We start from the raw sequence: 21,346 nt of genomic DNA, 5'->3' as shown, positions 1-21,346 counted from the left end.
GCCGAAACATGAACGGCCTTGCATGGATGATGCTGGTACTGGCCGCGATGATCGGCGCGTTTCTCTTCGCGACGATCGGCGCGATTCTGCTCGCGCTCTTTCTGGCGAACGTGTCGGGCCGGCTCACACGGAACGATGATCACCATCGCGACTACTAGCGAATCGTGACGAACGCCCGACGTCGCTTCGGAGCCGCCCAGAACAGGCGCGCCCGAGCGGCGCGGCAACCGCGGGAGAAGACATGCTGACCGAGATCGATTTCCTGGACGTGGTCCGCCTCACGCCTCTGGTCGCGTTCGATCTGATCGTCAGCGATACGCGCGGGCGCGTGCTGATCGGCCGCCGCCGTAACCGCCCTGCTCGCGGCACCTGGTTCGTTCCCGGCGGCCGCATTCACAAAGACGAAACACTCGACGCCGCTTTCGCGCGCATCGCCGATGCGGAGTTAGGCATTGCGAATCTGGCGCGCTCGACGGCGCGCTTCGAAGGCGTGTTCGAACATCACTACAGCGACAACTTCGCGGGCGAGCCGGACGTGTCGACTCACTACATTGTGCTCGCCTATGCGCTCACGCTCGCGGGCACGGCGCCGCTCGGACGCCCCGAGCAGCACAGCGAATATGCGTGGCTCGCGCCGGAGGAACTGCTGGCGCGAGCGGACGTCCACGACAACACCAAAGCCTATTTCCGCTAACGCGCGAGCAGGCAGGCATGCGTGCCTGCGTCCATGCCGGAGCGCAATGTGACGCCGATTGTGAGTTCGGTAACGTGGCGGCTATGGCCGCTACAGTATGATTCGAGCTCATCGTCAGGACTCGAATCACTATGCGACCATCGGCAATCAGGCTCGTTCGCGATTCATTCATTGCATGCTTCGCGCTGTTCGTCTTCGCCTTCCTGCCAGCATCCGCACACGCGGCAGACTGCGGCGCCGGCACGCTGGTCACCGTGGTCGCGCATCTCGATGACGATCTGCTTTTCGTGGACCCCGCCATCAGCGAGCGTCTCGACGCGGGATGGTGCATCACCACCGTGCATCTGATCGGCGGCGCCAACGGCGCGGACTTCGCCTACGTTCAAACCCGCGAGCGGGCTTCGCGTCTCGCTTACGCGCGCATGGCGGGCGTGCCTGACGAATGGCTCGAATCCAACGTGACGATTGCCGGCAAGCTCGTGCATCAGATGGTGCTCAAGGCGAGGCCGCAAGTGCGCCTGCTCGAACTGCGCCTGCCAGGCGGCGGCGTGCGCGGCGGCCGCGAACCGCTCGGCCTGCTGTGGGAACAGCACGCCACGCTCTCCACTTATCCAATGAACGCGGACGGCTCCGTGCGCGTGAAGTACGATCGCGATGCCTTGTCGGCCACCTTGAAAGCGATACTCGCGCAGGCCACGCTGATCTATACGCTCAATCCGGATACCGTACCGTTTATCGAGCACCCCGATCATATCTACGCCGCGCGTATCACCCGCCATGTCGCCCAGACGCTCGGCAAGAGCGTGCCGATCGTCTATCACGTCACCTATCCGACCGGCGGCTGGCCGGGCAACCTTCCCGCGGCCGAAGTGCAGCGCAAGCGCGACATCGTCGCCAGTTATTTTTCGATCGACGGCAGCGAATCGTCGCATGTGTTCGGTGAGTTTCAATGGGACGGCAACTGGATTTCGCGCCGCTATGCGTTTGCCGATCGCACCGATCGCCGCGTACCGGATTTCGTGTCTCATCCGCTTCAACTCTTCAACGCGGCGGCGAGCCGCTGCCTCAGCTCCGCCGGTCCGGGACGCGCGCCGACACTCGCCGCGTGCACGGGTTCGCCGGCTCAGCAATGGCGATGGGATCCGCTAACCGTCTATCCCGGCAACGCTCGCAACGCGGCGCTCGTGAGCGCCGCGACTTCGCAATGCATTGCCGAGCGCGACGGCTATCTGGTCGCCGAGACCTGCGATCAATGGGACGTGGCGCAGCGCTGGACGCCGTGGGACTTCGGCCTCGTCTATACGCCGATGCGCCACTGCCTCGGCGAAAACGACGGCAAGCTGACCATGCGCGGCTGCACCGCGCTCACCACGCGCTACCGCTGGGCCACCACGCAACGCACCCAGGCGAACGATCTGAGGCTCGCCACGGCGATGACGGGCGACGTCGCCGGTTCGGGCGAGCAGTCCGTGGTGTACGTCCAGCGGCAACACGACGGCCCGGGCTTTAACGTGTATGCCGCGTCGCTCGCCAAGGCGTCGCCGCCCGCGCTGTGGTACGCCAACGTCGTGCCGTTCGATCCGCAGGCCACCGCGCCGAGTTGCGCCGGCGACAGACTGTGCTTCGACAGCGTGCGCTTCCTGCTCGGCGATTTCGACGGCGACGGCAAGGCGGACCTGATGATCGTCGCGGCACGCGAGGGCGGGACCGCGTTCTGGTTGCTTCGCAGTGCTGGCGACCACTTCGAGGCACCGCGCCTGTGGCTGCAAACGAGCAATGCATTCAGGCCGGAACTGACGCAGCAATACGTGGCTGCGGACTTCACCGCTACGGGACGGGCCAGCGTGCTGATCGCGCAGAAGCGGACCGACAGCGGACTCGATCTGTGGGTGGCGTCGCCGCAAGGATCGGGAGGCTCGGTGGGATCCGCGCCGACACTCTGGGCACAGGCCAGAAGCCTGCCGCAGAACGTCAACCTGCTGGTGCGTGAGACGGCGGGCACGCGCGCCGCGCTGGTCGCGGTGGACAGCGCGAACGGACGCCTCGCGCTCACTCCCGTCGCCAACGAGGGTGCACGCATGACCCTCGGCGAGCGCAACGTCTTGCCAGCGAGTTTCGTCCCCGACTTCGTGAAAGTGACGATGGGCGCCGTGCATGGCCGCGACAGCAACACATTGATTCTGCTGACGCCGCATCTCGACGAATCGAGCGAAGAAGCGATGATCGACGTCGCCACGCTCGACATGAGCGGCGCGGGCAGTACACCGGCTCAGGCGGCGACATTGCATGGATTGTCGTGGTCGGATGTCTTCCCGGAATTCGTGCGCGACAAACAGGGGACCGCACTCGTGCTGTTTCGACGCACCGACGCCACCCTCGGCGATTTCTATTTCACCGGCGGTGCGCCAGCGTTGTCGCGCTATCCGTCAGGAAACGGACTCGTCTTGGGCGAAGCTCAGGAACTCGGCAAGCTGCCGGGGCTTTTCTCGGAGACAGTGCGCATCGACCGGCTCGCGCAGTAGCGTGCGGGCCGGCCGATCCGGCCGGCGTCAGGCCGAAACCTGGAGCGGCTGAACGAACTTCCGCGCGATCGTCATATAACGGTCCGCCGTGTCGTGCAGCGTGTAGCCGGCCAGTTGCCGGTTCGCGCGCGGCGTGCCGAGCGCGCTCAGCAGGGCGCCGCCGTAGGCTTCCGGGTCGGTCGTATCGACGAGGTCGACGCCGGCAAAAGCGCTCGCAAAGCCGAAAGACGGAATCCGGCTCGCCACGACAGGAATACCCGAGGCAAGCGCCTCCAGAAAACCGATGCTTTGCGCTTCGAAACGCGACGGCATGGCAAAGACGCGCGAGGCGCGCAGAATCGCGGCGACGTCGGAGCGCGGTCCGCCCACGGTCACCCGGCTTTCCAACCCGAGCTCGCGGACGAGCGACAGCACCGCCCTGTGATAGTCCAGATCTTCCACGACACCGCACAATAGCAGGCGAGCCTCCGGCTCCGCTTGCAGCACGCGTTGGAACGCACGGATCGTGTCGAGCTGGCTCTTGCCTTCGATATACCGGCCGAGCTGAACGATCTGCTTCGGATGCGCCTCGATATCCGGCGTGCAGGCGTCGTTGGCTCCGGAGAACAGTTGCGCGTCCACGCCATTCGGAATCACGACCATGGACGGATGCCGGCCGATCTCGCGCAGGTAGTCGTCGATATTCTGCTGCGATACGCCGATGATCGCTCTCGCCCGTCGCGAGAGCAGGCGCTCGGCCCGCTTGAGCGCGCCGTTCTCGAAGTCGTTGACGCCGGAATGCATGACCCAGGCAATCGGCGTGTGGACCGGCAGAAGGCGTACGTACAGCGCCGCAAGCGTCGCGTGAGCCACGATGAAGTCGGGCCGGAAACGCCGCACCACGCGATACAGGTGCAGCAGTTTGCCTACCCTGCCGTAGCGAACCTCGGGAAACAGACAGGTGACGCCCGCGGCCTGAAGTTCGGCGCGAATGTCGGCGAAATCGTCCTGCTGTGGGAGCAGCGACGTCATGCAGACCTCATGGCCGCCGCGCTGATGATGAATGGCCAACCCTTTTACGAGTACTTCTGCGCCCGACAATCGCGGTGCATGAACCAGTTGAAGAATCCTCACGATTGATCTCTCTGCATAACCGCTTTTTTTTGCGCAGCGGATGGGATGCCGCCCCCGTTATTCCAGACCCCCAATAACGTCGGTATCCATCGTCGTGTATGACGCGCTCCTGTTTGGGAACGCGTCATGGCCTCCGTAAAACAGCGACAGTTCCGCCGCGAAGTCCATGTCGCGAGGAAACCTTACACCCAAGATCAAGTACTTTTACGCCAAGCCCAAGACTTTTTCCGCTGGCCAATGAGCGCTAGCGCCCATTTCTCAGTGGATTGGCGGAGCTGGATAGTTAGGTATCCGTTTCAACAAATTACGACCCCAATTCGCCATGGCGGAAAAAGACAGGTTTCACCTGACAGATCTTTTCATAAGATAAAAGCAATTAGTACTGCATTAATGTTCATACGTAACGACTCGTTACTTCTTTTAAGCCTACTAATGCGTATTGTTGCGGTCGATTCTTCCCAAATTGAGCATCTCCAGCTTACAGGACAGTAAAAAGTTCATCGGCTAGCGCCATGAACTCAGGTATTGCGATCTGGATCGCGCTGTTCCTCAACGCGCTGGCCGTTTTCGTCGTACCTTCGCCGGTCGGCCGATTCCGCCAAACCCGCTCGCGTCAGCGGCCCGGCTTCGTACGGCAAACGTTTCTCTGCGGAGAAACGCGTTCGAGGCCGACAACCCGGGAAGGCATCACCTTCGCGCAGTTGCAACGCTGCGCACCCAGGACGCCAGTGTCGAAGCCTCGGTCATCGGCTGGCTTGCAAATGAACCTCGATGTTCGCTCCGCCTCCCAACGCGCTTTGCGCGAGGACACGGACGAATAATCAGCCAACGCATTGCTTACGGATTGATGAAAACGCAACTACTCCTACTTTCGACACTGTCCCTCGCACTCGCCGCATGCGGCGGCGGCGGCGGTGGTGGTGACAGCGCCGGCGGCGCCTCGGCCAATCAGGCCAACGGCACCGGCGGCACCAGCAGTCCGGCCAGTTCGGCCAGCACGTCTGCCGCAGGGAACGCCAGCACCGGCACCGTTGCGCTGAACGCCACGGGCGGCACCGCGGCCATGAGCTGCGCCTCGCCCACCACGTCGGCAGGCTCGGGCAGCGCGACGATCTCCGCGGATACGCCCAGTGCGGACGGCACGCGCATCTTTGCGTCCGGCAGCACTTTCCAGCTCGCCTTCAACACCGACGCGCCGGCTGCGGATACGCTGAACTGGGCCGTCACCGACACGCTCGGCCGCGTTGCCGCGAGCGGCACCACCGCCGTGGCGAGCGGCGCGAAGACCATTACGTTCAACTGCACCTCGACGCTCGCCGGCTATTTCGCGGCAACGGGCACGCTGGCCAAAAATGGTGGACAGTTGCCGCAGGCCGGTACGCGTCCGGTGGGTATCGCGACTTTCGGCGTCACGCCGAATCTGTCCGGCGCCGTGCCGGCCGTCACGTATGCGCGCGAGGAGCAGCATCGCTTCGGCATGCAGGGCGCGAACGACAACGGTCCGCTGCTTGCCGCGCTCGGCATTTCGTCGACCATCGACGACCGTCAGCTCTCCACCATGGAACCGAGCGGCCCGAACACGTTCAACCCGTCGGCCGACAATCTCGATCCGTTCTACAAGAACAGCAACGTGATGCGGCTGATCCGTCTCGACGGCATTCCGGCCTGGGCCAGCAGCACCGGCGCCTTCCAGGACGACACCACGCTGCCCGCAGATATTTCGTACTACCAGAGCTACATGAGCCGGGTGGGCACGGAATCGAACGCGATTCGCGCCGCGTACTTCCCGACCCAGTCGGCGAACTACTATCAGGTGACGTGGGAGCCGAATCAGATGTGGACCGACACCGACGCGAACTTCGTCGCGTTGTACAAGGCCGTCTACCAGGGCATTCATTCGACCGATCCGCACGCGATGGTGATGGGCCCGGCCGACGCCTTCCCGAGCCTGACCACCTCGCACCTGAAACGCCTTGCGCCGCTCGGCTTCGGCCAGTACATCGACGCGGTCGCCACGCACGGCTACTATGACGCTGGAACCTCGCCGTCGCATCCGCCCGAGCGCTATGACAGCGACCCGTCCACCGCCTCCGGTTCGCTGCGCGGCCAGATGCGCAACCTGCGCGCGGAAATGGCCACCGACTACCGTACCGGCATGCATCTGTTTTCGACGGAAGCAGGCATCAGCTACGACCTCGGCACCTCGTACGGTCCGAACTATCCGACCGCCAACGTGCTGTACGCACAGGCGGCGGTTGCGGCGCGCATGCACATCATCACGCTCGGCGAAGGCGCGGATCAAACCTACGTGTTCTACGGCGCGGACTATCCGGATGAAGTCGGCTACGGCACCTTCTTCGACCTGAGCGATCCGCAAGGCGCATTCGGCGCGACCAACATCAGTCCGAAGCCGGTGGCAATGGCGATCAGCGCGATGACGCGCACGCTCGACGGCACCACGACGCTCGGTCCGGTGAACGGCACGCCGACCGGCGTCTACGCCTACGCGTTCCAGCAGGTGGGCAACGGCGCGGTGATTACCGCTCTGTGGGCGCACAACAACGACGTGTGGAGCGCGAGCGTGGGCTTCAGTTCGAGCTATGGCGTCGCGTACAGCCTCAACGTAGACGGGCCCGGCACGAACGGCACGGTCAAGGTGATCGACATGATGGGCAACGCGACCAATGCGAATTACAGCGACGGTGTGCTGAAGCTCAACCTGACCGAATCGCCGGTGTATGTGGTGTCGAACAACGCGTCGGTGGCGCGAGCCAACGCGACGACGCCGGTGGGATACGTCGGCATGTAAGCCACGCGCCCGACGTACCCGGATTCGGGTACTCGACAGACGTGATAGAACGTCAGCCGGCTCGAGGGTCGGCTGACGTTTTTTTACGCTCGGGACATGCGAGGCAACTGCGAGTTCGCAGCAACTCCTCTCACCCCACTCTCACCCTTCTCCTAGCTGCCCCTCCATGCCGCGCAGTTCGCTTTCGCGTTCCTTCGACACCTTGCCGATCGGCGGCCCGGCGAAACTCTTGCGCACACCCGCGCCATACCAGATGGTCAGCAGAACCGCGAGCAAGCCGACAATCACATAGACCACCTTCTGATTCGGCGGCTGCATGCCGACGTAGGCGAGCACCAGTGCGCCGATCACCGCCGCCACCGCGAAAGGCTTCGAGAGCGTGCCCAACTGGAACGGGCCTTTCTCGTTCCACGTGCGGCCTTCGGCGAGAATGCCGGCCGCAATCGGCATGGCGTACGAGATGAACAGGAACACGGCACTGCCTGCGCTCAGCACGGTGAAGGCATCGCCGTACAGCGTGACGACGATCGCCAGCACCGCCGAGGTCCAGATCGCGGCGCCCGGCGTGCGATGCGCGGCGTTCACTTTACGCAGCCACTTCGACGCGGGCAGGCCGCCGTCGCGAGCAAACGCGAACATCATGCGCGACGTGGAAGTGACCGCCGCAAGACCGCATACGTAGTTGATGAAGAACATCAGCAGTTCGATCACAATGCGCAGCGGCCCCGGAATCGGCGCAAGGATCGCTTCGAAGAAACCCGTGCCCTGCTTCACTGCCGCGCCGATATCCGGCATGACCAGCACGAACGCGCACACCATCACGTAACCGAAGGTGGTCGACCAGAACACCGAGCCGACGATCCCGCGCGGCACGTTGCGCGCCGCCTCGTTCGTCTCCTCCGAGGTATGCGCCGACGCGTCGAAGCCGGTAATCGTATAAGCGGTCAGCAGGAGGCCTGAGAGAAACGCCATCGCCATGGTCTGCTTCGGCCACGCGCCGCCGTCCACGCCGGTGAAGTTGGTGAACGTATAGAGCCGCGACAGATCGATCCTGACCGGCGAATACAACAGCAGCGCCCCCACCAGCAGAATTGTCACCGCGAAGATCAGATAGCCCGACAGGTCGGTGATCTTGCTCGTGATGCGAATGCCGCGATGATTGAGGAACGCTTGCGACGCGGTGATCACGGTCAGAAACAGCGTTTGTTGCCACCAGCCGAGCGCTTCGGGTTTCACACCGAACATCGGCGCGATCAGCGTGCGGAAGAACGGATCATAGGTGCCGTAGTTGATCGCGGCGACCACGAACACGAGGCCTAGCAGATTCAGCCAGGCGGTCAGCCAACCCCACGTCTTGCCGCCGAGAATCGAACTCCAGTGATAGAGGCCGCCCGCGGTCGGATAAGACGAAGCGATCTGCGCCATCGCCGCGGCTACCACCAGCGCGAACAGCGAGCCGAGCGGCCAGCCGAGTCCGATCGACGCTCCACCCGCCGCCGACAGGCCCATCTGGAACGACGTGATGCCGCCCGACAGAATGCAGATCAGCGAGAACGACACCGCGAAGTTCGAGAACGCCCCCATGCGCCGGGACAGTTCCTGCGCGTAACCCATCTTGTGCAACAGCTTGACGTCGTTGTCGGCGGACTCCGCCGACGGCAAGGCCGTGTTGATGTCCATGACGCGATCCTTTGAACAGGTTATGACGAAGCGGCCAACCGGCGAGCCGGTTCAACGGCGTGGCCGCGCAAAGCAAAGCGGATGACTAGGCGGCCGTGAAGCAGTTATCGACGTACAGGTGCGCGCCGTTGACGAAACTCGCGTCGTCGCTAGCGAGAAAGAGCGCGGCGCGCGCCACTTCTTCCGGCGCGCACAGGCGTCCCTGCTGCACCGACAAGGCGGCTTCGCTCGCGTCGAAGCCGTACTTCGCGAGCGCGCTGATTTCGCGGCGCCCATGCGGCGTGTCGATAAAGCCGGGGCACACGGCATTGCAGCGAATCCCGCGGTCGCGATACTCGACGGCGATGGCGCGCGCGAACATCGCACATGCGCCTTTGGTGGTGCAATAGAGCACTTCGAGCGGCGTTGCCGCCACCGAGGAGATCGACGCCGTACACACGATCGAGCCGCCGCCCGCCGCGAGCATGTGCGGCAGCACGGCCCGCGTCATCATGAACATGCTCTTCACGTTCACGTTCATGAGCCAGTCGTAGTCTTCGTCGGTGGTATCGACGAACGGCTTCACGACGATGCTGCCGGCGTGATTGAACAGCACGTCGATACGCCCGAAGCGCGCCATGATGCCGGCCACGGCGGCATCGACGGCCGCGCGCTTCGACACGTCGGCGGCGAACAGTTCGGCGCTGCCGCCTGCCGCGCGAATCCGCGTCACCACTTCCTCGCCGGCATCCGTATTGATATCGACAACGGCGACCTGCGCGCCTTCCTGCGCGAACAGCAACGAGGCCGCGCCGCCCGCGCCCGTTGCACCGCCCGACACGATTGCGATCTTGCCTTCCAGCCTGCCTGTCGGTCTGCTCATGCGTGACTCCCTTTTTGGTGCATTGCGTTGTGCACAAAGTAGGGGCGGCAAAAAGCGGCGACTATCCAAAATTGGCAAAAAATAAAAATCCCGTAAAAATCCGGCCGCCGGCAAATACCATGCGACGACTGTTTCCGGATGCCCGCCCGTGGGCGCAGACGGTCCCCGTCAACGCTACGGCACGGCTTTTTTTTCGCATACACTGGTCGGCACGAGGCTTTCGGGGAGCGCCATCGGAATCGGGAGATACTATGCAGGCGGTCAATCAGACGAGCGGCGCGGTCGAGATTCGTTGTTGCCGCAACATCGATGAGCAGGCGATGTTGCTCGACGCGTGGAACCAGAGCTATTGCCAGATCTCGCGCGGCGCCTTCGACGGCTCGGTGAGTTCATGCCACGCGGGCGGCGTGCGGGTACTCGTCGAGCGCCTGAACCGCACGGTCTATCAGCGCGGCCAGGTAGCCGCATCCAGGGTCGCCGTGGGCATTCCGTTTCAGCTCGAAGGGCACGCGTTGTTGTGCGGACAGACGAGTCACCGCGACGGCTTGCACGTGTTCTCCGGCGACGGCGGTTTCGAGTTTCTGTCGCCCGACAGGCACGTCGTGGTGAACCTCGAAATCGAGCCGGCTGCGCTCGGCGATCCTCTGGTGCGTTCGCAACTCGACGAAATAACGTTGCTACTGGGTGCGAAGCCTGGCGTATTGAATGTCGATCCCGCGAAACTGCAAGGCTTTCGCGAAGTGCTGAAGCAGTTGCTCGACACGGTCGCGGCCACACCCACTTTGCTCGACGACGCCGGCGTGGCCGCGGCGTTCGAGAAGTCGGTGATATTCGGTCTCGCCGATGTTTTGCAGGATCTGTGCGATGCCGATCCGCATGGGAATGTCGAGGCACGCACTGCGCGGAACTGGCAATTGGTGCGCGGCGTTCGTGAGCTGATCGAGGAGTCGCCGGATTGTCCGCTTTCCGTCGCGGAGTTGTGCGCGCGGTTTCGCGCGAGCCGACGTACTTTGCAATACGCGTTCGCAGATACGCTCGGAGTCAATCCGTCCGCTTATATGCGAGCTGTTCGGCTCGATCACGTGCGCCGTGAATTGCGCGGCTCCGGTTCGGTGACGGAGGTCGCCACGCGGTGGGGGTTCTGGCATTTCGGGAATTTCTCCAGCGAGTATCGCGGACAGTTCGGCGAATTACCGTCGCAGACCTGGCGAAGGAGTCGGATCGTTTAGATTCTTTGCCTGAGCGGACAAAAGAGGCGCACACTAGCTTACTGCTCCTATGCGGAGCAATAACCGCCAATTGGGGAGTCCATCATGGCAAAAGGTCAAATGCGCAGTAATCGCGAAGTGAAGAAACCGAAGCAGGCGAAGAAACCGGCGCCTGCCACCTCGCCATCGGGCGCGCCGCCGATCCGCGTCGCGCCGAGCACCTCGGCGACCGCGAAGAAGCACTAGGAAGACCGCATGAGCAGGCCCGCCGCAGCGAGGCGGGCATTCATCCAGAACGAAATTCCTGTAGTGCCACATCCTGCATCTTCGGCCAGCGCGTTCCGATGGCCACCGTCATTACCTCCATTGTCATGCCGTTGGACCAGAGATAAAACAGAACTCCGTCCACATGAAGCGGCGAACACATCCCACGATCGCGTTCGCGGAGAATATCGCGGAAATCCGGTTCCGCGAATAAACGAATCCGCTTGCCCGTGTTTGAATGCCGCTGTGCCTGATTCGCGTAATGGCTATGCGAAATAGCATTACCCGTTAGCACGAGACATACTCCGAGACTCACCAGCAACACCGCGGGATCGCAAACCCGATCGAATCGATTGAGCCGATGCTGATACGCGCACTTGCCCGGTGTTTCCGCTCTCGCTATGCTGAACGGCTCGCCGGCTGCGTGCATGTCGGCAAAACACGAAGCGCAGGACGAACCAGAACAATCGAGCCGGGATAACCATGTCCACCACCAGTCTCTTCTTTACCGCTGCGGGCGTCGGGCTCGCCATTGCCGCGCCGGTCGGCCCGATGGGCATGCTGTGCACCCGCCGCACACTGACCGGCGGCCCGCGCGCCGGACTCGCGATCGGCTTCGGCATCGCGACCGGCGACGCGGCATATGGTTTGATCGCGGCGCTTGGCCTCGTCGGCATCTCGCAGTTCATGCTCGCGTATGACCGCCCGCTGCATCTGCTCGCCGGGTTGTTCCTGTTGTACCTGGGCGTGCGCACGCTGCTCCAGAAAGCTCCCGCCGACGCGGCAAATGGCCCGACAGGCGACGCAACAAACGGCAACGGCAAGCTCGCGCAGGTGGGCCGCGCCGGCGCCCTGCGCGCCTATGCGAGTTCGTTGCTGCTCACGCTGACCAATCCGCAAACGGTCATCATGTTCGCCGCGCTGTTCACCACACTCGCCCCGCGCGGCGCGTTTTCATCGAGCATTGCGCTGACCACCGTAGGCGGCGTATTTTGCGGCTCGATCGCGTGGTGGTGCTTCCTCGTCACCGTGGTGTCGCTCGCGCGCCATGCGATCGGCAGCAAACTGCGCGTCGCCATAGACCGGATCGTGGGGGTCACGCTGGCGGCGTTCGGCGTCGTGGAGATTCGCCGGGCGCTTTGAGCGGGGAGGCGGGGCGGGCGCCATCACGCTCGCGGGCGGCGCAGCACGTCGCTTCGTACGCGAACGCGGCAGTTTTGCGACAATAGCGGCTTTCGCCGCGCCGCGGCGGCCTGGCCGCCGCCCTCCATCGACTGTCGAAGGCAGGCGCACAGGCCTTTGCCGCCTGATCCGTCCAACCCACCCGACCGTCAGCGGTCCGCTCAATGGCTCTTCCCCACATCGATCTGCTGTACTCCGTCTCCGGCCTGTTCGTCGGCTTTCTGGTCGGACTGACGGGCGTCGGCGGCGGCTCGCTGATGACGCCGATCCTGGTCCTGCTATTCAACGTGCATCCGGCCACCGCCGTCGGCACCGACCTGCTGTACGCGGCGGCCACCAAGGCGACCGGCACGCTCGTGCACGGCCTGAAAGGCTCCGTCGACTGGCAGATCACCCTGCGCCTCGCCGCCGGCAGCGTGCCGGCCGCCACGATCACGCTGATCCTGCTGCATCGTTACGGCATGGACACGCCGGGCGCCGGCCGCCTGATCCAGATCGTGCTCGGCGCGGCGCTGCTGGTGACGGCGGTGGCGCTGGTGTTTCGTCCGCAACTCGCGGCGCTCGGCGCCCGCAAACAACGCACGCCGCGCCAGGGACGCACGCTCGCGCTGACCATGCTGACCGGTGCGGTGCTCGGGGTGCTGGTGTCGCTGACGTCGGTCGGTGCGGGCGCCATCGGCGTGACGGTGTTGTTGTTGCTCTATCCGCTTTTGCCGACCACGCGCATCGTGGGTTCGGACATCGCGCATGCAGTACCGCTCACGCTGCTGGCGGGCGCCGGTCATTGGCTGCTGGGTTCGATCGACTGGTCGATGCTGCTGTCGCTGCTGGCGGGGTCGCTGCCGGGCATCGCGATCGGCAGCTATCTGTCCTCGCGCGCGCCGGACGCGCTGTTGCGCAACCTGCTCGCCGCCACGCTCACGCTGGTCGGCGTGCGCCTCGTGTTGGCCTGAACCGCCGCGAAGGGGTGTCGGCGCGCCGGCGCAACCGGCCGGCGGCTATTTGAAGAACCGGCAGGTCAGGTCGGCCTCGAACTGCCGGACCCATTGACCGTGACGGTCGTGATAAGACTGCGCCCAACCGCCGCGCCGCACGGTGATGAGGCGCTCGTGCGCGGCATCGTCCGGATCCGCGCAAGCACTGATGTCGAAATGCGCCGGGGCAAAACCGTGCCGCGCGCACACCAGTTCGAAAGCCGCCCGATCGCTGATGGGTAGATCGGTATAGCGCAAAAGCGAGGTTTCCATGGCGTTGACTCCGGTTCCCTACGCATGACAGTACGCTTCGCAACGCGTCAGTAATGTGTCACAGCGCACAGTCGCGCCGTGGCGGCGCCACCGTGCTGCTTGCGACTGCCGGGATCTATCATCGCCGCTTCAAAAATCGGCAAATTAAAATAAAAAAGGCTCCGGTTTTTTTGCCGGAACCTTGGTGCATACCTGCATCACGATGGCGCATGGCGGCATGATGCCGCCCGCGCCAGACGCCACAACCTGCTTACTGCTGCACAACGGTCAGCTTGTTCGACACCGACGTCACGCCGGCGACGCCCTTGGCGGCTTCGCCGGCAGCGTCGATCTGGCCTTGGTCAGGCACCGAGCCCGTGAGCGTCACCGCGCCGCCACGAGCGCGCACGGCGATGTTCGACACGTCGATACCCTGCGCCTTGGCCAGCGCGCTACGCACCTTGCGACCCAGCTGGCTGTTCGCCTTCTTAACCGTCTTGGCGCTGGCAGCCGGCGCGGCGGTCGTGCCGGTTGCCGTTGCGTCGCTTGCCTGAGCGTACACATTGCACGCCACCACCATTGCCACAACCGAGCCCAGCGTTTTCAGAAAACCGACCGATTTCATAGCTTTTCTTCTCCTTAGCTTCACATTGGACCGCATACACAAGCGGCTTCGTACGACTTCCGGCAGCCATGCCGGGCACGCGCGACAAGGCGCGCGGCCAAGCGACGGCCGACTATGGCTGCGACACGGTGTGCGAGAGGCGGAGAGGCCGGCTGCCGTTGCCGCATGCGATGACGGGCATGCAGTGCGGTACGACAGGCCAGCAAGCCGCGAAGTCCGCGAGCGCGCCCAGTTCTTGTGTGTCTTGCCGGGTCGCGCTGCGCGAAACGTCGGTTCGCGGCAGCGATGCACAATTTAATCTAGCCGGGCCAGAAGCGCAAAGGGTTTAGTCAAACGGGACGCACGAATCGCGTTCGGGCGCACCGCTGTCACACGGCGTTCACGATTTGTTACGGGTTTGTCGGTGCGCGCCGCCGCCGCGTGTGCCGCCGTGCGGGCAATCTCAGGTACCATCGGCGCGACGCCGGCTGCCGCGTGGCTCGTGCGCCATTCGCGGCAGCCGGCGCGGCGCTCTGCGGCACCTGGTTCGCGCGCCGCAGAGCGCCGTCCCTGTTCACTTTCGACCGTAGCCGTCACCGTCATCCGATGAAGCCAGCCACCGGCCGCAAAAGCCCTCCCCGTCTCGTCGCCCGTTTCGTCGCGATCTCCTGGCGCGATCTCGCCGTCTCGTTCGGGCCGATCCTGCTGATCGCCGCCGTCGCGATCTGGGTCGCCGTGCGTCTGATCCAGCCGGCCCCGCCCAACACGCTGACGATCAGCGCCGGCCCGGAAGGCAGCACCTTCTGGAACGCGGCGCAAAAGTACAAGGAGATTCTGGCGCGCAACCGCATCACGCTGAACGTGCTGTCTTCGGAAGGCTCGCTGCAGAATCTCAAGCGTCTGTCCGATCCGACGTCGAACGTGGATGTCGGCTTCGTGCAGGACGGCGTCGCGCCCGGCCCGGCGGCCGAAGGTCTGATGTCGCTCGGCAGCGTGGCCTACGTGCCGCTGGCGATCTTCTATCACGGGCCGACCGTCACGCGGCTCTCCGAATTCAAGGGCGAGCGGCTCGCGGTCGGCGCCGAAGGCAGCGGCACGCGCGAACTGGCGCTTGCGCTGCTCAAGGCCAACGGCATCGTGCCGGGCGGCGCGACCAGACTGCTGCCGCTCTCGGGCGACGACGCCGCCGACGCACTCGTCTCCGGCAAGGTCGACGCGGCGTTCCTCGCCGGCGATTCTGCGCAACCGGCGGTAATGGGCAAGCTCTACCGCACGCCGAACGTGCAGTTCTACGATTTCTCGCAGGCCGACGCCTACACGCGCCGCTTTCCCTATCTGACCCAGCTCACGATGCCGATGGGCGCGTTCGACCTCGGCAAGAATCTGCCGTCCGCGCCGATTCATATGGTGGCGCCGACCGCCGAGCTGGTGGCGCGCGACTCGCTGCATCCCGCGCTGTCCGATCTGTTGATCGAAGCCGCGCGCGAGGTGCACGGCAAGGCGAATATCCTGCAGCGGGCCGGCGAATTCCCCGCGCCGCTCGCACACGATTTCCCGATCAGCGACGACGCCGCGCGCTACTACAAGTCGGGCAAGAGCTTCCTCTACCGGATCTTGCCGTTTTGGCTCGCGAGTCTCGCCGACCGGCTGCTGGTGGTCGTGGTGCCGCTGATCGTGCTGCTGGTGCCGGCGTTGCGTCTCGTGCCGTCGCTATATGCATGGCGGGTGAAATCGCGCATCTATCGCTGGTACGGCGCGCTGATCGCGATCGAACGCAGCGCGCTCAGCGACCATTCGCCCACCGAACGCGCGTCGCTGCTCGAACGGCTCGACGCGATCGAAGAATCCGTCAACGGTCTGAAGATGCCGCTCGCCTACGCCGATCAGTTTTACGTGCTGCGCGAGCATATCGGCTTCGTGCGCCAGCGGCTCACGCAGCCGCGCGAGACTCAGCGCGACGGTGCCGGCAATGAAACGCAAGGCGCGGACAACGGACCCGGCGAAGCCGGCGCCTCGCCCGCGCCGTCCGCCGCGAACGAAGCGGCTGAAATCGGCGAAACGCCCAACGAAACGCCCAACGACGGCACCGCGAAACCATATTGACGGGTGCAAGCCGGGGCGGCACCGCGTAAGATCATTACAATTTCGACGGTCCAGCAGACGCGCCGTTCGGACCAGCAATCCGGGAGACATTTATGACCGTTGGCATCGACGCCAGACAACCGCTGTGGTTTTACGACTTTGTCTCGCCGTTCACGTACCTGTTGCTCGAGCAACACGACAAGTGGCCGGGCTTCGATTTCGTGTTCACGCCGGTCGTGCTGAACGACCTCTATCGTCACTGGGGACAGCGGCCGGCTTATGGCGTGCCCTCGAAGCGCACCTTCATGTACCGGCACGCGCTGTTTCGCGCGGAACAGCTCGGCATTCCATACAAGATGCCGCCGGCTCATCCCTTCGATTCCATGAAACCGCTGTTGCTCGCCACCGCGGCGAACGGCGACGTCAATTTCGTGCGCGAGATTTTCCGCTTCATCTGGCGCGAAGGCCGCGATCCGTCGACGGACGAGGCCTTTGCCGAATTGTGCGAGCGCGTGGGCCTGCCCGACGGACCGGAACTCATCAGGAACCCGGAAGTAAAGGCACAACTGCAGCGCAACACGGCGGACGCGATCGGCCTGGGTGTCTACGGCGTGCCGACCTTCCGTCTGAACGATCAGTTGTTCTGGGGCGAAGACGCGCTGCCTATGGTGCTGTACTGCGCACGCACGCCGAACTGGCTCGAATCGAAAGAAGTCAAACGGATCAGCACGCTACCCTCCGGGCTCGTGGACAATCAGCCGTAGGCGATACGTAAGCCTGAAGCGGGCGCGAGACGGATCCCACGGAGCCCTGGCGGGTTTGTCGCGGCGAAACAGCCCTGCTGATGCCGGCCATACCGTGCCCGCTATGCCGCTACACCGCAATCGGGCCTAAGGTTATGACCTTTGCGCCGTGCGCGTTGGCGCTCCGTTCTCGCGAACCGTCTCGCGGGCGGCTCTGCACGACGCTTCCCGGATCCGATCCGCTTGCCCCGCCTCGCTCAAATCATGGACGACACCGCCGCCTCCCTCGATATCTGGCTCGTGCGCGTGCTGCGCACGCTGCTGGTCGAGCGTAGTGTCACGCAGACCGCGCTGCGTCTGAATCAGACCCAGCCGGCCATCAGCACCGCGCTGCGCAAACTGCGCGAGACGCTGAACGACCCGATTCTCGTGCGCGGCAAGTCGGGCATGGTGCCCACTGAATACGGCGAATCGCTGCTCGCCTCTGCGCAACGCGTGCTGCGTGAAGTCGATTTCGTCGCGACGCCGCATGGCGACTTCGATCCGGGCCGCTCGCGCCGCACCTTTCGCGTGGCCGCGCCGGATTATCTGAACGACTTCTTCATGCCTACCGTGATCGCGCAGTTTCGCGAGGCGGCGCCGCACGCACGGCTCGAAATCGATTCGCTGAGTCCGATGCTCGATCATTCCGCCGCGCTCGATGCCGGCGAACTCGATCTGGTCATCGGCAATTGGCCGAAGCCCGAGCCGCGCTTCGAACGCAGCGACCTGTTCTCCGATACTGTCGTGTGCATGATGCGCGCCGATCATCCGTTGACGCGCGTGCCGCTCACGCGCGAAGCGTATCTCGCCGCGCCGCATCTCGCGCCAACGCCGTACAGCGGCGCGAGCAGCGGCGCCATCGACATGGGCTTTGTGCGGGCACGCGCCGAACGCCGCATCGTCGCCACGCTGCCCTACTTCGGGCTGGTGCCGCAGACGCTGCTGCAATCCGATCTGATCTTCACGACGACACGCCGTTTCGCCATGCACTACGCGGACATGCTGCCGCTCGCGGTGGTCGAGGTGCCGATTCCATTTCCGCGCATCAAGTGCTATCAGCTGTGGCATCCACAGCCGGACCGGCCGAGCGATGTCGGCTGGCTGCGTGCGCTGATGTCCCAGGTGTCGGACGGACTGGTCGCGCAGAAGGTGCGGCGCACGAAGCGGGCGCCGCAAAAGGAAACGTCAGCCACAGCGGGCTGAGCGGGTCGACGTTCAGGTTTGCAGTTCAAGGAGCGCCCGTTGAGCGCCTCGTGCTGGCCGGCTAATTTCTACCGTTGTTCTTCAAACGCTTGCGCAAAGCTTCTGCGTGGCGGCCTGCGCCACCACCTGCCGCGTACGAATCTGCAGTAACTCCGCGCAGACCGCCACGGCAATCGCCGCAGGCGCCTTATCGACGATACCGGCCACACCGATCGGACACGTCATCTCCACGAGCCGGTCCGGATCCACACCGCGATCGAGCAAACGCCGCTCGAATTTCACGCGCTTCGTCTTCGAACCGATCATGCCGAAGTAGGTGAAATCGCGCCGCCGCATGATGCGTGCGGCGAGCGAGAAATCGAGCGCGTGATTGTGCGTCATCACGAGAAAATACGCGCCCGGCGGCGCCGTGTCGACGATCACATCCGGAGTATCGGTTACCTCGATCTGCACGTTGGCGGGCGTTTCGTCGGGGAACAGTTCGCCGCGCTCGTCGACCCACTGGACAACGCACGGCAAGCTGCCAAGCAGCTTGATAAGCGCATGCCCGACGTGCCCCGCGCCGAACAGCACGATATGCATGGGCGCCGGACGCGGCATCTGCACGGCGCTGCGCCGCCCAATCTGAACGGACGAAAAATCGTTCATGGCGATCATTCCAGTTCCAGTGACTGTGTTGTCCACGCGTTGCTTTCTCGGCTCATCGGCACACTGCGGCTACGCTTGTTGCCGCGGCGCTGCGGTGGCGGCACGCACCGCGCCGACTGCCTTGAGGATTTCCTCGCTGGTCGCGGGTGCGTTCAGCGGCGGATTGACCTTATGGTCGCCGACTGCCGACACCGCGTCGCGCACGGCGAAGAACACCGAGAACGGCAGCAGCAGCGGCGGCTCGCCGGTCGCCTTCGAACGATGGATGCTGTCCTCGGCGTTGCGGTTCTTGAAGAGTCGCACGCGAAAGTCGGGCGGCGTATCGTTGACGGTCGGAATCTTGTAGGTGGACGGCGCGTGCGTCATCAGCTTGCCGCCCGCGTTCCACCACAGTTCTTCGGTCGTGAGCCAGCCCATGCCCTGAATGAAGGCGCCCTCCACCTGGCCGACGTCGAGCGCCGGATTCAGCGAAGCGCCCACGTCGTGCAACGCATCCGCGCGCAACACGCGCATTTCGCCGGTCAGCGTATCGATCACCACTTCCGACACGGCCGCGCCGTACGAGTAGTAGTAGAACGGCCGGCCTTGCAGCTTCGATTGATCCCAGTAGAGCTTGGGCGTCGCGTAGAAACCGTCCGACCAGAGCTGGATACGCGCCAGGTAAGCCTTCGCGATCACTTCCTCGAACGGCACGACTGAATCGCCCACCACGACCCGGTCATGCACGAAGCGCACTTCCGACGCGCTCACCTGCCCCGCGCCGAAGCGCCCGGCGGCAAACGCCGACAGACGTTCGCGCAACTGGCGCGCGGCGTCCTGCGCGGCCTTGCCGTTCAGATCGGAGCCTGTCGAGGCCGCCGTCGCCGACGTATTGGCGATCTTGCTGGTGTCGGTCGCCGTGACGCGAATGCGGTTAAAGCCAATGCCCAGTTCATGCGCGACGACCTGCGCGACCTTCGTGTTCAAACCCTGGCCCATTTCGGTGCCGCCGTGGTTCACCAGAACCGAACCGTCGGTATAGATGTGCACGAGCGCGCCGGCCTGATTAAAGTGGGTCACGTTGAACGCGATGCCGAACTTGACCGGCGTCAGCGCCATGCCCTTCTTCAGGATTTCGTTGTTTGCATTGAACTCGTTGATCGCCGCGCGCCGCGCGCGGTATTCGCTGGTCACTTCGAGTTCGTCGATCAACTCGTGGATCACGTTGTCTCCGACGATCTGGCCGTACGGCGTCTGATTGCGCTCGGTCTTGCCGTACAGATTGCGGCGGCGCACGTCGAGTGAATCTTCACCCACCGAACGCGCCACGTTGTCCATGATGTATTCGATCGCGAATGCGCCTTGTGGGCCGCCAAAGCCGCGGAACGCGGTGTTCGACTGTGTGTTGGTCTTGCCGCAGAAACCGTCGATCGTTACGTCGGAGAGCCAGTACGCGTTGTCGAAGTGGCACAGCGCGCGCGTCATCACCGGACCGGACAGGTCGGCGGAAAAGCCGCAGCGCGAGGTCATGTCGACCGTCACGCCGTCGATCACACCTTTGTCGTCGTAACCGACTTCATACGTGTAGTGGAAATCGTGGCGCTTGCCCGTGACCATCATGTCGTCGTCGCGGTCCGGACGCAGTTTCACCGGGCACAGCAGCTTCCACGCGGCGAGCGCCGCGCAGCACGCGAACAACCCCGATTGCGATTCCTTGCCGCCGAAGCCGCCACCCATCCGGCGGCATTCGATCAGCACGTTATGCGACGCCACGCCCAATGCATGCGCGACCATGTGCTGCATTTCGGTCGGGTGCTGCGTCGAACAATAGACGTGCATGCCGTCGTCGTCCTTCGGGACCGCGTACGAGATCTGGCCTTCCAGGTAGAACTGCTCCTGACCGCCGAGCAGCATCTCGCCGGCTTCGCGATGCGCGGCGCGGGCGATCTTCGTGCCGGCTTCGCCGCGCGCAAGTTTCATCGGCGGCAGGACGTGCTGGTTCGCGGCGCGCGCCTGCTGCGCGGTGAGGATCGCGGGCAGTTCCTCGTAGACGATTTCCGCGCGGCGTGCCGCGAGACGCGCCGTTTCATGCGACGTCGCGACCACGATGAAGATCGGCTGGCCGATGTATTGCACGAGGCCGTCGGCGAGAATCGGATCGTCGCCGTGGATGATCGGGCCGACGTCGTTGACGCCCGGGATATCGTCGGCGGTGAAAATCGCGACCACGCCCGGCGTGGCGCGCACCTTGTCGAGCGACATCGAGACGATCTTCGCATGCGCTTTCGACGACAGGCCGAGCGCCGCGTGCAGCGTGCCGGCGACCGTCGGAATGTCGTCGGTGTAGGTGGCGCGGCCGCTCACGTGCAGATGCGCGGATTCGTGCGGACGCGAGATGTGGACCTGGGTGAAGTCGTCGAGATCCTGAAGGTCTTTCAGGAACGGTTCGGCTTGCTGATTCATTGTTGTGTTCTCCGTATCCTTT

19 protein-coding genes are annotated in these 21,346 nt (G+C 64.2%); 11 read left to right on the top strand and 8 right to left on the bottom strand.

The genetic code is table 11. From position 1 onward, the window contains the following. Positions 1–8: 8 nt before the first annotated feature. The 3 genes from PDMSB3_RS03235 to PDMSB3_RS03225 all read left to right on the top strand — a co-directional run bounded on the left by PDMSB3_RS03235 (position 9) and on the right by PDMSB3_RS03225 (position 3,216). Positions 9–158, top strand: a complete 150-nt coding sequence (locus PDMSB3_RS03235; RefSeq protein WP_007179066.1) for a hypothetical protein — start codon at positions 9–11, stop codon at positions 156–158. An 83-nt stretch (positions 159–241) separates the two neighbouring features. After that, positions 242–694 carry a GDP-mannose mannosyl hydrolase gene (locus tag PDMSB3_RS03230; protein ID WP_007179067.1) on the top strand — a complete coding sequence of 151 codons (453 nt, stop codon included), beginning with the start codon at positions 242–244 and terminating at the stop codon, positions 692–694. A 131-nt stretch (positions 695–825) separates the two neighbouring features. Continuing rightward, positions 826–3,216 carry a PIG-L family deacetylase gene (locus PDMSB3_RS03225; protein ID WP_007179068.1) on the top strand — a complete coding sequence of 797 codons (2,391 nt, stop codon included), beginning with the start codon at positions 826–828 and terminating at the stop codon, positions 3,214–3,216. Between the two features lie 27 nt (positions 3,217–3,243). Here the strand turns inward: PDMSB3_RS03225 and PDMSB3_RS03220 are convergent, their stop codons facing one another. Further along, the gene (locus PDMSB3_RS03220; RefSeq protein ID WP_007179069.1) at positions 3,244–4,329 is read right to left on the bottom strand and encodes a glycosyltransferase family 4 protein; all 1,086 of its coding nucleotides are present in this window, start codon (positions 4,327–4,329) and stop codon (positions 3,244–3,246) included. Positions 4,330–5,176: 847 nt separating this feature from the next. Here PDMSB3_RS03220 and PDMSB3_RS03215 point away from each other — a divergent pair. After that, on the top strand, positions 5,177–7,138 hold the full coding sequence (locus PDMSB3_RS03215; RefSeq protein ID WP_232064094.1) for a glycoside hydrolase family protein: 1,962 nt from the start codon (positions 5,177–5,179) through the stop codon (positions 7,136–7,138). A gap of 141 nt (positions 7,139–7,279) precedes the next feature. Here the strand turns inward: PDMSB3_RS03215 and PDMSB3_RS03210 are convergent, their stop codons facing one another. Together PDMSB3_RS03210 and PDMSB3_RS03205 are read right to left on the bottom strand one after the other, a co-directional pair. Beyond that, on the bottom strand, positions 7,280–8,818 hold the full coding sequence (locus tag PDMSB3_RS03210; RefSeq protein WP_165184556.1) for an amino acid permease: 1,539 nt from the start codon (positions 8,816–8,818) through the stop codon (positions 7,280–7,282). A gap of 85 nt (positions 8,819–8,903) precedes the next feature. After that, on the bottom strand, positions 8,904–9,680 hold the full coding sequence (locus tag PDMSB3_RS03205; protein ID WP_007179072.1) for an SDR family NAD(P)-dependent oxidoreductase: 777 nt from the start codon (positions 9,678–9,680) through the stop codon (positions 8,904–8,906). A gap of 251 nt (positions 9,681–9,931) precedes the next feature. Here PDMSB3_RS03205 and PDMSB3_RS03200 point away from each other — a divergent pair, with 251 nt between their 5' ends. Beyond that, entirely contained in the window at positions 9,932–10,909 is a 978-nt protein-coding gene (locus PDMSB3_RS03200) for a helix-turn-helix domain-containing protein (RefSeq protein ID WP_165184553.1), read from the top strand. 84 nt (positions 10,910–10,993) lie between these two features. Further along, positions 10,994–11,134 carry a hypothetical protein gene (locus PDMSB3_RS03195; protein ID WP_007179074.1) on the top strand — a complete coding sequence of 47 codons (141 nt, stop codon included), beginning with the start codon at positions 10,994–10,996 and terminating at the stop codon, positions 11,132–11,134. Between the two features lie 40 nt (positions 11,135–11,174). Here the strand turns inward: PDMSB3_RS03195 and PDMSB3_RS03190 are convergent, their stop codons facing one another. After that, entirely contained in the window at positions 11,175–11,447 is a 273-nt protein-coding gene (locus tag PDMSB3_RS03190; RefSeq protein WP_165184551.1) for a hypothetical protein, read from the bottom strand. A gap of 188 nt (positions 11,448–11,635) precedes the next feature. Between PDMSB3_RS03190 and PDMSB3_RS03185 the strand changes: the two genes are divergently transcribed. Continuing rightward, positions 11,636–12,295, top strand: coding sequence for a LysE family translocator (locus tag PDMSB3_RS03185; protein ID WP_165184548.1), 660 nt, complete (start codon positions 11,636–11,638; stop codon positions 12,293–12,295). Positions 12,296–12,498: 203 nt separating this feature from the next. Further along, on the top strand, positions 12,499–13,287 hold the full coding sequence (locus PDMSB3_RS03180; protein ID WP_165184545.1) for a sulfite exporter TauE/SafE family protein: 789 nt from the start codon (positions 12,499–12,501) through the stop codon (positions 13,285–13,287). 45 nt (positions 13,288–13,332) lie between these two features. On the opposite strand, the gene PDMSB3_RS03175 is transcribed toward PDMSB3_RS03180, so the two are convergent. Both PDMSB3_RS03175 and PDMSB3_RS03170 read right to left on the bottom strand, forming a co-directional pair. Beyond that, a complete protein-coding gene (locus PDMSB3_RS03175; RefSeq protein ID WP_165184542.1) occupies positions 13,333–13,581 on the bottom strand; it encodes a hypothetical protein in 249 nt (82 codons plus the stop codon). Between the two features lie 250 nt (positions 13,582–13,831). Then, positions 13,832–14,185, bottom strand: a complete 354-nt coding sequence (locus PDMSB3_RS03170; RefSeq protein WP_165184540.1) for a BON domain-containing protein — start codon at positions 14,183–14,185, stop codon at positions 13,832–13,834. 585 nt (positions 14,186–14,770) lie between these two features. Between PDMSB3_RS03170 and PDMSB3_RS03165 the strand changes: the two genes are divergently transcribed. The 3 genes from PDMSB3_RS03165 to PDMSB3_RS03155 all read left to right on the top strand — a co-directional run bounded on the left by PDMSB3_RS03165 (position 14,771) and on the right by PDMSB3_RS03155 (position 18,234). After that, a complete protein-coding gene (locus PDMSB3_RS03165) occupies positions 14,771–16,267 on the top strand; it encodes a TAXI family TRAP transporter solute-binding subunit (protein WP_007179080.1) in 1,497 nt (498 codons plus the stop codon). Positions 16,268–16,359: 92 nt separating this feature from the next. Then, the gene (locus PDMSB3_RS03160; RefSeq protein ID WP_165184537.1) at positions 16,360–17,010 is read left to right on the top strand and encodes a 2-hydroxychromene-2-carboxylate isomerase; all 651 of its coding nucleotides are present in this window, start codon (positions 16,360–16,362) and stop codon (positions 17,008–17,010) included. A gap of 243 nt (positions 17,011–17,253) precedes the next feature. Then, positions 17,254–18,234, top strand: coding sequence for a LysR substrate-binding domain-containing protein (locus PDMSB3_RS03155; RefSeq protein WP_007179082.1), 981 nt, complete (start codon positions 17,254–17,256; stop codon positions 18,232–18,234). A gap of 81 nt (positions 18,235–18,315) precedes the next feature. On the opposite strand, the gene xdhC is transcribed toward PDMSB3_RS03155, so the two are convergent. After that, positions 18,316–18,882, bottom strand: a complete 567-nt coding sequence (xdhC, locus tag PDMSB3_RS03150) for a xanthine dehydrogenase accessory protein XdhC (protein WP_165184535.1) — start codon at positions 18,880–18,882, stop codon at positions 18,316–18,318. A gap of 69 nt (positions 18,883–18,951) precedes the next feature. Then, positions 18,952–21,324, bottom strand: a complete 2,373-nt coding sequence (gene xdhB / locus PDMSB3_RS03145) for a xanthine dehydrogenase molybdopterin binding subunit (RefSeq protein ID WP_165184532.1) — start codon at positions 21,322–21,324, stop codon at positions 18,952–18,954. Positions 21,325–21,346 lie beyond the last annotated feature (22 nt).

It is taken from the genome of Paraburkholderia dioscoreae (assembly GCF_902459535.1).
GTDB classification, from domain to species: Bacteria; Pseudomonadota; Gammaproteobacteria; order Burkholderiales; family Burkholderiaceae; genus Paraburkholderia; species Paraburkholderia dioscoreae.
This window is presented reverse-complemented; position numbering and strand designations above follow the sequence as displayed.